This window comes from Sphingomonas sp. Leaf357, assembly GCF_001423845.1.
GTDB lineage: Bacteria > Pseudomonadota > Alphaproteobacteria > Sphingomonadales > Sphingomonadaceae > Sphingomonas.
The window spans coordinates 1,527,404-1,538,320 of sequence record NZ_LMPM01000001.1; the positions used below are offsets into that span (position 1 = coordinate 1,527,404).

The 10,917-nt window shown below is 66.7% G+C and carries 12 protein-coding genes; 10 read left to right on the plus strand and 2 right to left on the minus strand.

Annotated elements, in window-relative coordinates:
• Positions 1–13 precede the first annotated feature (13 nt).
• On the minus strand, positions 14–238 hold the full coding sequence (locus ASG11_RS07070; protein WP_055777007.1) for a hypothetical protein: 225 nt from the start codon (positions 236–238) through the stop codon (positions 14–16).
• A 412-nt stretch (positions 239–650) separates the two neighbouring features.
• Here ASG11_RS07070 and ASG11_RS19250 point away from each other — a divergent pair, with 412 nt between their 5' ends.
• The 5 genes from ASG11_RS19250 (at position 651) to ASG11_RS07095 (ending at position 6,222) form a co-directional block, all read left to right on the plus strand.
• Positions 651–1,106: a hypothetical protein gene (locus tag ASG11_RS19250; protein WP_236697412.1), complete on the plus strand. Its 456-nt coding sequence runs from the start codon at positions 651–653 to the stop codon at positions 1,104–1,106.
• An 88-nt stretch (positions 1,107–1,194) separates the two neighbouring features.
• Positions 1,195–1,611, plus strand: a complete 417-nt coding sequence (locus ASG11_RS07080) for a hypothetical protein (protein ID WP_201781292.1) — start codon at positions 1,195–1,197, stop codon at positions 1,609–1,611.
• A 94-nt stretch (positions 1,612–1,705) separates the two neighbouring features.
• Complete coding sequence (locus ASG11_RS07085; protein WP_055777010.1) at positions 1,706–4,243, plus strand: penicillin-binding protein 1A; 2,538 nt, start codon at positions 1,706–1,708, stop codon at positions 4,241–4,243.
• 117 nt (positions 4,244–4,360) lie between these two features.
• Positions 4,361–5,488, plus strand: coding sequence for a peptide chain release factor 2 (gene prfB, locus ASG11_RS07090; protein ID WP_055777012.1), 1,128 nt, complete (start codon positions 4,361–4,363; stop codon positions 5,486–5,488).
• 29 nt (positions 5,489–5,517) lie between these two features.
• Positions 5,518–6,222 (plus strand): class I SAM-dependent methyltransferase, encoded by a 705-nt coding sequence (locus ASG11_RS07095; RefSeq protein ID WP_055780476.1) that lies wholly within the window; start codon positions 5,518–5,520, stop codon positions 6,220–6,222.
• A gap of 3 nt (positions 6,223–6,225) precedes the next feature.
• Here ASG11_RS07095 and ASG11_RS07100 read toward each other — a convergent pair whose 3' ends face one another.
• Entirely contained in the window at positions 6,226–6,684 is a 459-nt protein-coding gene (locus ASG11_RS07100; protein ID WP_330218893.1) for a JAB domain-containing protein, read from the minus strand.
• Between the two features lie 34 nt (positions 6,685–6,718).
• Here ASG11_RS07100 and ASG11_RS07105 point away from each other — a divergent pair, with 34 nt between their 5' ends.
• From ASG11_RS07105 to ASG11_RS07125, 5 genes are all read left to right on the plus strand, one after another.
• Complete coding sequence (locus ASG11_RS07105) at positions 6,719–7,513, plus strand: thymidylate synthase (protein ID WP_055777015.1); 795 nt, start codon at positions 6,719–6,721, stop codon at positions 7,511–7,513.
• 74 nt (positions 7,514–7,587) lie between these two features.
• The gene (locus ASG11_RS07110; RefSeq protein ID WP_236697413.1) at positions 7,588–8,109 is read left to right on the plus strand and encodes a hemerythrin domain-containing protein; all 522 of its coding nucleotides are present in this window, start codon (positions 7,588–7,590) and stop codon (positions 8,107–8,109) included.
• Positions 8,110–8,151: 42 nt separating this feature from the next.
• Complete coding sequence (locus ASG11_RS07115; RefSeq protein ID WP_055777018.1) at positions 8,152–8,619, plus strand: dihydrofolate reductase; 468 nt, start codon at positions 8,152–8,154, stop codon at positions 8,617–8,619.
• Positions 8,620–8,638: 19 nt separating this feature from the next.
• Positions 8,639–9,805 carry a dipeptidase gene (locus ASG11_RS07120; protein WP_055777019.1) on the plus strand — a complete coding sequence of 389 codons (1,167 nt, stop codon included), beginning with the start codon at positions 8,639–8,641 and terminating at the stop codon, positions 9,803–9,805.
• Positions 9,806–9,981: 176 nt separating this feature from the next.
• A complete protein-coding gene (locus ASG11_RS07125) occupies positions 9,982–10,911 on the plus strand; it encodes a bifunctional riboflavin kinase/FAD synthetase (RefSeq protein ID WP_055777022.1) in 930 nt (309 codons plus the stop codon).
• Positions 10,912–10,917 lie beyond the last annotated feature (6 nt).

Below are 10,917 nucleotides of genomic sequence, written 5' to 3' on the forward strand. Positions count from 1 at the left end.
CTAATCCGCCTCCTTATCGAACCCGGAGGCCGATCATGCCAGACCATCCCGAAGAAACCGCCCGCGCCGCGCGCCCGCGCGATGTGCCGCGCGCCTTCATCCTCCGCGCGTCGCCCGGTGACGATCGCGCCGCCGCGCCGCCTTGGCGCGCGTTGCCCGCCACCGGCCCGATCGGCACCACGCCACCCGCGCCACCCGCATCGCAGCCCAGCGCGAGACCGACAGCGTGCCGTTCCACCGCACTCCGCCTTGGCATGTCCGATGCGATACCGTGTAGGGCGTGAACTTCGGTGAACTTCGCCGGTCCGGGCAAGCCCATGGAACACCGCAGAGTGTGTGAACTTCAGTGAACTTCGCCGCCCCGACCACGCTGATGAAACACCGCAGAGTGTGTGAACTTCAGTGAACTTCGCCGCCCCGACCACGCTGACGAAACACCGCAGAGTGTGTGAACTTCGGTGAACTTCGCAGCCCCGGCCAACCCGATGGAACACCGCAGAGTGCGTGAACTTGGGTGAACTTCGCCGCCCCGGCCAAGCCGACGAAACACCGCGAAGTGTGTGACCTTCCGTGAATTTCGCCGCCCGCGCCGGAACGCCCGCGCGTGCCGCTTGTTACCCGGTGCACCCTCATCACGGAGCCCCTGTCCCATGGCCACCACCCCTTCGAAAACGCCCGGCGCCAAATCCCCCGCCGCCAAGCCCGCCCCCGCCCGAGCCGCTCGCGCCAAGGCTGCGCCCGCCAAGTCCGCCGCCGCCAAGCCCGCCCGTCGCGCGCCGCGTCGCCAGCCCGCCGCCAAGGGCAACCGCGCGCTCTCCGCCGGGGCCGCTCTGCTCGCGATCGGCGCGGGCATCGCCGGCTTCCTCGCCCGCCGCCAGATCGCCGCCTGGGCCGCGCCCGGCTCGGCCGAGCACGACGCGCCCGATCTCGCGCTGGACCAGCCGCGTCCCGGCACCGACGGCCGCGCCCCGATCGAATTCCGCCCGGATATCGACGCGCCGATGTCCGCCGCCGATCGCGAGGCGCTGCGTCCCGCCACTGGCCCCGCGCCGTCTTTGGTCGGCGAGGCCGGCACGATGAATGCGCAGACCGGCGCGTCGAACTGACACCAAAATGACCTGCCGAACCGGCAACGCAACGAATTCGCCGGTTCGAGCATTGGGCATGGGTCCGACACGACAGGGAGACATCATCATGCGTACGCTCACCATCGGCCTGCTGGCCGTTTCCACGCTTCTCGCCGGCTGCAACGATTACGGCGGCGGCCGCCCCGGCTATGCCAGCGACTATCGCCGCTACGATTACAACAACCCCGATCCCGCTTATGGCGGCTACGACGCCGGCCGCTATTACCGCGAGGACAATCGCCGCTATCGCGAGCGCCGCCTGTCGGCGAACGATCGCGTCTATCGCGGCAATGACGGCCGCTATTATTGCCGCCGCAACGACGGCACGACCGGTCTGATCGTCGGCGGCGTCGCCGGCGGCGCGCTGGGCGCGGCGATCGCACCGGGCGGCTCGGGCCTGCTCGGCGCGCTGATCGGCGGTGCCGCCGGTGCGCTCGGCGGCCAGGCGATCGACAAGAGCAACAACGACACGCGTTGCCGCTAAGTCTCTGAAGGGGAGGGCGGTGCCGGGCTCGGCACCGCCCTGTCCATTCCCCTGCTGGCAAGCCTCGTGAAACTTGCTAGAGGCTTGGGCCTGTATGGCCGAACCCGACTCCCCCAATTTCGAATTCCGCATTCGCCGTGACGAAGAGGTCGGTTTCCTGACGCGGCTGTGGCGGCGCTGGTGGGTCAAGGGGATCGCGATCCTGCTCGGCCTGTTCGTCGTCGGCGTGTTCCTCGTCTGGCTGTTGTTCGCCCGCGATCTGCCCTCGGTCGATAAATTGCGCTCCTACGAGCCGCCGCTGCCGACCAACGTTCGCGGTGTCGACGGCACCCCGATCTACTCCTATGCCCGCGAACGCCGCGTGGAGTTGAGCTACGAGGAATATCCCAAGCAGCTCGTCCACGCCTTCCTGGCGGCCGAGGACAAGACCTTCTTCGAGCATCACGGGGTCGATTATCCCGGCATCGTCGGTGCCGCGATCAACAATTTCCGCAGCGGCAAGCGCCCCGCCGGTGCCTCGACGATCACGCAGCAGGTCGCCAAGAATTTGCTGATCGGCAACGCCCCGAACTACAGCCGCAAGCTCAAGGAAGCGATCCTCGCCTACCGCATCGAGGATACGCTGACCAAGCCGCAGATCCTGGAATTGTATCTCAACCAGATCGCGCTGGGCCGCAACGCCTTCGGCGTCGAAGCCGCCAGCTACGCCTATTTCGGCAAGGAACTGAAGCAGCTCGATCTGGCGCAGATGGCCTATCTCGCGATCCTGCCCAAGGGTCCGTCCAACTACGATCCGATCCGCCACACCCAGCGTGCGCTGGATCGCCGGGCCTATGTCCTGCGGGAAATGCTGAAGAACAACTTCATCACCCAGGCCCAGTTCGCCGAGGCGAACGCCGAACCGCTCGGCACCGTGCCGCGTCAGGCGTCCAAGGCCGAAGTCGCCGGCTCGGGCTATTTCGTCGAGGAGGTCCGCCGCCAGCTGATCGAGAAATTCGGCGAGAATTCCGACGACGGCCGCAACCCCTTCAGCGTCTATGGCGGCGGGCTGTGGGTGCGCACCTCGTTCGACGGCAAGCAGCAGGAATATGCGCAGGAAGCGCTGCAGGACGGCCTGCTCCGCTTCGACCGCGGCCGCGGCTGGACTGGCCCGCTGCGCCATGTCGAGATCGACGGCGAGAACTGGCAGTCGGCGCTGCTCAACACCAATATCGGGCTCGACTACAAGGATTGGCGCGCCGCGATCGTCATCGCCCTCGACGGCGCGGGCGCCAAGATCGGCTTCTCCAACGGCGAGACGGCGGACCTGCCGCGCTGGGCGGCGCAGATGCCGGTGCGCGGGACCGGCGGCAGCGCGTTCAACGCCTTCAAGGTCGGTGACATCCTCGCCGTCGCACCGGAGGGCGATGCGTTCGCGCTGCGCAGTATCCCGAAGATTTCCGGCGGGTTCGTGGTCGAGGAACCGGCGACCGGCCGCGTCTTCGCGATGCAGGGAGGGTTCGATCCGCGCATCAATTCGTTCAACCGCGCCACGCAGGCGCAGCGCCAGCCGGGATCGACGATCAAGCCGATCGTCTACACCGCCGCGTTGGCCGGCGGCATGACGCCGGCGTCGAGCATCGTCGACGGCCCGTTCTGCGTCTATCAGGGTGCGCGGCTGGGCCAGAAATGCTTCCGCAATTTCGGCGGCGGCGGCGGATCCGGCGCGCACACGATGCGCTGGGGCGTCGAACAGTCCCGCAACCTGATGACGGTGCGCGCCGCCAGCCAGACCGGCATGGACAAGGTCGTGTCGTTGATGGACCGGATCGGCGTCGGCAAATATCCGCCCTATCTGTCGTTCGCGCTGGGTGCCGGCGAGACGACCGTGTCGCGCATGGTCAACGCCTATGCGATCCTCGCGAACCAGGGCCGTGCGCATCCCTCCACGCTGATCGATTTCGTGCAGGATCGCCACGGCAAGGTCGTCTGGCCGGAGAACTGGCGCGCTTGCGACAATTGCAACGCGGCCGACTGGAACGGCAAGGCGATGCCGCGCCCGGTGATCCGCGGCAAGCAGGTCGTCGATGCGATCAGCGCGTACCAGATGATCCACATCGCCGAGGGCGTGATCCAGCGCGGCACCGCGACCGTGCTACGCGATCTCGATCGTCCGATGTTCGGCAAGACCGGTACGAACACCGGCCCGACCGACGTGTGGTTCATCGGCGGCACGCCGCAGATGATCGCCGGCGTCTATATCGGCTACGATGCGCCACGTTCGCTTGGCGGCTACGCGCAGGGTGGCACGATCGCCGCGCCGATCTTCAAGCAATGGGCGATCAAGGCGTATGAAGGGATGGACAAGCTGCCGTTCCGCGCCCCGCTCGGCGTGCGCATGGTGCGGATCGATCGCCAGAGCGGCAAGCCGGTCTTCGGCACCTGGCCGACCGCCGATCCCAAGGCGGCGGTGATCTGGGAAGCGTTCAAGCCGGAGAGCGAACCGCGCCGCGCGATCCGTCGCCCCGGCGTGCTGGCCGACCCCGCCGCCGCCGTCGCCGCGGCCAAGGCTCGCGAGGAAAAGGCCGCCGCCGCCCGCATCGAGCAACGCCGCGACAGCGATTTCTTGCAGAGAGAGGGCGGAATCTACTAGCGCCGATCCCTATATGAACAGTCGTCCCGGCTCCGGCCGGGATCGCGTTGCAACCAAGCGCGGCGACCGCCGCACAAGACCCCGGACTTCGCCGGGGTGACGTACTGGAGAAGACCCATGCGCGCCGAAGCGCAGGCACACGTAGATACGATCAACGAGGCGCTGGCGCTGCTGCGCCGCTTTCTCGACTGGGACCGCGCGCTCCGCCGCCTGGACGAACTGAACGCGCGCGTCGAGGATCAGGCTTTGTGGAACGATCCCAAGGCCGCGCAGGAGGTGATGCGCGAACGCCGCCGTCTCGACGAGGCGATCACCGCCACGCGCCTGATCCAGAGCGAGCTGAGCGACACGGTCGAACTGATCGAGATGGCCGAAGCCGAGGGCGACACCGAGATGGAGGCGGACGGCGTCGCCTCGCTCGCCGAACTCGCCGCGCGTGCCGACAAGGACAAGGTCAAGGCGCTGCTGGCCGGCGAGGCCGATGGCAACGACACCTATGTCGAGATCAACGCTGGCGCCGGCGGAACGGAGAGCCAGGACTGGGCCGGCATGCTCAGCCGCATGTATCAGCGCTGGGGCGAGCGTCATGGGCTGAAGGTCGAGCTGATCGATCACCATTCGGGCGAGCAGGCCGGGATTAAGTCCGCCACTCTGCTGCTTAAGGGCGAGAACGCCTACGGCTATGCCAAGACCGAGAGCGGCGTGCACCGCCTGGTGCGCATCAGCCCCTATGACAGCGCGGCGCGGCGGCACACCTCGTTCGCCTCGGTCTGGGTCTATCCGGTCGTCGACGACAACATCCAGGTCGAATATAACGAGAGCGACCTGCGCATCGACACGTACCGCGCGTCCGGTGCGGGCGGCCAGCACATCAACACCACCGATTCCGCCGTGCGCATCACGCACGTGCCGACCGGCATCGTTGTGCAGTGCCAGAACCAGCGGTCGCAGCACAAGAACAAGGCCGAGGCGTACAACCAGCTCCGTGCCCGCCTGTACGAACGCGAACTCGCGATCCGCGAGGCGGCGGCCAATGCCGAGAATGCCGGCAAGACCGACATTGGCTGGGGTCACCAGATCCGCAGCTACGTCCTGCAGCCGTACCAGATGGTCAAGGATCTGCGCACCGGCGTCACCTCGACCGCGCCATCCGACGTGCTCGACGGCGATCTCGATGCGTTCATGGCCGCGGCCCTGTCGCAGCGCGTGACCGGCGAGGCCGTCGAGATCGAGGACGTGGATTGATCGTGCGGGGGGCGGTCATCACCACCCTGATGAGCGTGCTGGCACTGCTGGCCGCGTGCGAGGCCGCGCCGGTGATCAAGACGGTCAAGGACAAGGCCGGACCGTTCCCCGCCGCCGACCGCCCCGTCGCACACATCGTGTCCTCGCGCTGGTCGACCGAGGAGGCGCGCGACCGCCTGAACGAGGCGGGTCAGGTGATGGCCAAGTCCGGCATCACCAAGGGCATGACCGTCGCGGATATCGGCGCGGGCGAGGGCTATTACACGATTCGGCTGGCGCAGCGTGTGGGTAAGGAGGGGCGTGTCCTGGCCGAGGACATAGTGGCCGGCGTTCGCGATGCGTTGGCCGAGCGCGTGGCGCGCGAACGGCTTGATAATGTTAGCGTAAGATTGGGCAATCCGGCCGATCCCAAGCTGCCCGACAACAGCTTCGACCGCATCTTCATGGTGCACATGTATCACGAGATCGACCAGCCGTACGAGTTCCTGTGGCGAATGCGCCCGTCGCTGCGCCCCGGTGGTCTGGTCGTGGTGGTCGATGCCGATCGCCCCACGCAGGATCACGGCACACCGCCGGAACTGCTGAAATGCGAATTCGCCGCGGTCGGGTACGTCCAGGTCGATACCGCCGACATGCCCTCGGCGGGCGGGTATCTCGCGACGTTCCAGGCGGTGGGCCCGCGACCGGAGCCCGAGGCGATCCGGCCCTGCCAGTTGATAAGCCGCCGCGCCTGAGGCCTATAACAGGCCGATCGCTCGAAAGCTGCTCGCGCCACCGCCGGGCACCAGCACGAGATGATCGACCAGCCGCACCTCGACCGATCGCAGCGCTCGGGCGAGGCGGCGCGTGACCGCCCGGTCCGCCTCGCTCGGCGCGGGATCGCCGCCGGGATGCGTGTGCGCCATCACCACCATGGCGGCATCGAAGGCCAGCGCGTCGGTCACCACCAGCCGTACCGGCACGTCGGCCGCATCGACGCGCCCGGCCTGGGTGTGACGCATGCCCAACAACCTCCGTTCCGGATCAAGATACGCGAACGCGACCATCTCATTTGGTGACGCGACAAGGGCGTTGAACAGCCGAAGCGCGGCCTCCGGATCGCGAACATGGCGAATTACCGTCGATTTGGTGAGGACGGGGGCCATGACGAACGCTGGGCAGGGCGTCGGTGCGGGGTAAAGCACCGCCGCGTCCATTGCTGCGCTAATGTCGTTCGGCTAATCCGAAGCGATGCAGCCTTACCTCGAACTGATGCAGCGCGTGCTCGATTCGGGTGCCGAGCAGATGGACCGCACCGGCACCGGCACGCTGAGCGTGTTCGGCGCGCAGATGCGCTTCGATCTTGCCAAGGGCTTTCCGGTCCTGACCACCAAGAAGCTTCATCTGCGATCGATCATCGTCGAGCTGCTGTGGTTCCTGCGCGGCGACACCAACGTGCAATGGCTGCGCGATCGCAGGGTGAGCATCTGGGACGAATGGGCCGACGAGAATGGCGATCTCGGCCCCGTCTACGGCAAGCAGTGGCGTGATTGGACGACGGCCGGTGGCGAGCATATCGATCAGATCGCCGGGTTGATCGAGCTGATCAAAAAGGATCCCGGATCGCGCCGCCAGATCGTCACCGCGTGGAATCCGGGCGAGTTGCACGCGATGGCGCTGAGCCCGTGCCATTGCCTGTTCCAGACCTATGTCGCGAACGGCAAGCTGTCGCTGCAACTGTACCAGCGCAGCGCGGACATCTTCCTGGGCGTGCCGTTCAACATCGCCAGCTATGCGCTGCTCACGCACATGCTGGCGCAGCAATGCGATCTCGAGGTCGGCGAATTCATCTGGACCGGCGGCGATTGCCATCTCTATTCCAACCATCTGCAGCAGGCCCGCGAGCAATTGTCGCGCACGCCGGGGCCGTTGCCGACGCTCGACATCCTGCGCCGGCCGGATGCGATCGACGGATACGAATATGAGGATTTCGAACTGAGCGGCTATGTCGCGCAGGCGCACATCAAGGCACCGGTCGCCGTCTGAGCGAGAGTGAATCGCAACAGGAACCGTCCGGCGCAGATACGGTTCAGCCCTGTAACGATTGATACAGGGACGCCATGATGGACATCACGCAACTCATCCTCGACGAACACGCCCAGCAGCGGAGCCTGTTCGCGCAGATCGACAGCATCGATCCCAAGGACACCGAGGCGCTGACCGCGATCTGGGGGCGGCTGAAGAACCTGCTCGATTCGCATGCCGAGGCCGAGGAACGCTATTTCTACCCGCGCCTGATGCAGATCGGCACCGGCGGCAACGATGCCGATTCGGCCGCAGAAGAGACCGAGGACGCGATCGAGGATCACAACGACATTCGTGACACCGGCGAGGCGGTGCAGAAGCACGGGGTCGGTTCGAAGGCGTGGTTCGAGGCGGTCGGCGAATGCAACAAAGCCAATAGCGATCATATGGCGGAGGAAGAGCGCCAGGGCCTGACCGACTTCCGCAAGCATGCCACGCTGGAGGAGCGTCACGCGCTCGCCGTGCAGTTCGCGACGTTCGAGGCGCGGCATCTGGACGGTGTGAAGGTGGTCGACAAGGATCCGGAGAAATATGTGAAGGAGCACGCGCCGAGCTGACCGGCGCTCGCCTTCCTGCGTGCTTGCGGGCATGAGGCGGGGATGATCACCTTCATTCTCGCACGGGCCGATAACGGCGTCATCGGCGTGGACGGCAAACTGCCCTGGCATCTGCCGGCCGATCTGAAGCGCTTCAAGGCGCTGACGATGGGCCAGCCGATGATCATGGGCCGCAAGACCTTCGAGAGTTTCCCGAGCCCATTGCCCGGCCGCCGCCACATCGTCCTGACGCGCGACGCTGATTGGTCGGCGGTGGGCGCGGAGGTGGTGCATTCGGTGGAGGATGCGCTGGCGCTGGCCGGGGATGATGCGATGGTGATCGGCGGCGCGGAAATCTTCGCCCTGTTCCTGGACCGCGCCGATGCCATCGAACTGACCAAAGTCCACCTCTCGCCGCCGGGCGACGCGCATGTTCCGCCCTTCGCCGGCTGGCGGGAGGCCGCGCGGCAGGATATGCCCGGCGATGGCGATCGGCCCGCTTACAGCTTCGTCAGGCTGGAGCGCGGTTGACGGGCAGGAGGGGCACAGCATGAAGACATGGCTTTACGGGATCGTCGCGCTGGTCGTCGTCGCGGTCGGTGCCTTCCTGATCTTCGCTCCCGGCATGGCCGAGCGATCGATGAACAAGGTCGTGCCCGTCGCGCTGAAGATCACGCCCGAGGCACGCGCGCTGCATGCGCAGTTGCAGATCGCCGACATGCATGCCGATTCGCTGCTGTGGAAACGCGATCTGCTTGCGCGATCGACACGCGGGCAGGTCGATCTGCCGCGGTTGATCGAGGGCAATGTCGCGTTGCAGGTCTTCTCGTCGGTCACCAAGACGCCGAAGGGGCAGAATTACGACGCAAATTCCGCCGATACCGACAATATCACGACGCTGGCGATCGCCGATCTCCAGCCGGTGCGGACATGGAATTCCCTGCTCCAGCGCTCGCTCTGGCACGCGACCAAGCTCGATCGCTTCGCCGCTGCGTCCGAGGGCAAGTTACGCGTGATTCACACGCCCGCCGATCTCGATGCATTGCTGGCGGCCCGCGCGAAAGGCGAAAAGATCACTGGAGGGATGTTGTCGATCGAAGGGCTGCAGGATCTGGAGGGCAGGCTCGCCAATCTCGACGTGCTGCACGCGGCCGGTTTCCGCATGGCGGGCATGGCGCACTTCTTCGACAATGAGGTCGCCGGTTCGATGCATGGCGAGAAAAAGGGCGGGCTGACCCCGCTCGGCCGGCAGGTGGTCGCGCGGATGGAGCGGATCGGCATGATCGTCGATATCGCGCATTCCAGCCACGCGACGATCGCCGAGATCCTGAAGATCGCCACGCGCCCGGTGGTGGCGAGCCATGGCGGCGTGCAGGCGACGTGCAAGGTCAACCGCAACCTGACCGACGACGAGATCCGCGGCGTCGCGGCGACCGGCGGGGTGATCGGCATCGGCTATTGGGACGCGGCGGTGTGCGGCACGTCACCGATACAGGTCGCGGCGGCGATCGCGCATGCGCGCGATGTCGGCGGGATCGATCATGTCGGGCTCGGCTCCGATTTCGACGGCGCGGTGACGACGGGCTTCGATACCAGCCAGCTGGCGGCGGTGACCCAGGCGCTGATGGATCGCGGGTTTTCGCGGGCGGATATCGCCAAGGTGATGGGCGGCAACGTGCTGCGCGTAGTGCGCGCAGGGATCGTGCCGAAGGGGTGATCCTCCCCGGTACGGGGCGGTGGCAGCCGGAGGTTGACGGAGGGGCGGGCCGGCAACGGAGCGCTTGCGACATGCCCCCTCCAACACCCGCTGGAGACGCGGGCGGTCCCCCGCCCCGTGCCGGGGGGATCAAGAGGCTCTGGCGCGCTTCTGCCTGCCCTCCTATAGCCCGTCCCATGCAGCGGCTGGACGGCAGCGCAGCGGTCCCCGCCCACCTTGCCGGCGGCATCGTGGCGCTCGGCAATTTCGACGGGTTTCATCTCGGCCATCAGGCGGTGGTCGGTCGCGCGGTGGCGCGTGCGCGGGCCGAAGGGCGGCCGGCTCTGGTCGCGACGTTCGATCCGCATCCGGTGCGCTACTTCCGGCCCGATGCGCCGCCGTTCCGCCTCACCACGCTCGACCAGCGGCAGGAATTGTTCGCCACCGCCGGGGCGGATGCGATGGTGGTGTTCGACTTCGATCGCGCGCTGGCCGAATTGACCGCCGAGCAGTTCGTGACCGAGCGGCTGATCGGCTGCCTCGGTGTCGGCGGGGTGGTGACGGGCGAGGATTTCACGTTCGGCAAGGCCAAGGCGGGCAATGCTAGGGTGCTGGCGGAGTTCGGGGCGGCGCATGGTTTTTCGAGCGAAACGGTCGGCGCGGTCATGCTGGATGGGGCGATCGTATCGTCCACGCACATCCGCGATGCGCTGATCGCCGGCAATCCGCGGGAGGCCGCTCGATTGCTGACGCGACCGTTCGCGATCCGGGGGGCGGTGCAGCATGGCGATAAATTGGGGCGCACGATCGGCTACCCCACGGCGAATATCGACATGGGCAAGTATCTGCGTCCCGCCTACGGCATCTATGCGGTGCGCGGGCGGTTGGCCGACGGACGCGTGCTGGACGGCGCAGCGAACCTCGGGATCCGGCCGACCTTCGATCCGCCGAAGGAATTGCTGGAGCCGTATTTCTTCGACTTCGCCGAGGATCTGTATGGCCAGCAAATCGAGGTCGACCTGATCGAATTCCTGCGGCCCGAGGCGAAGTTCGATACGCTGGAGGCGTTGACGGCGCAGATGGAGGCGGATTGCGCGCGGGCTCGTGATCTGCTGGCGGTGGCTTAGAATTTA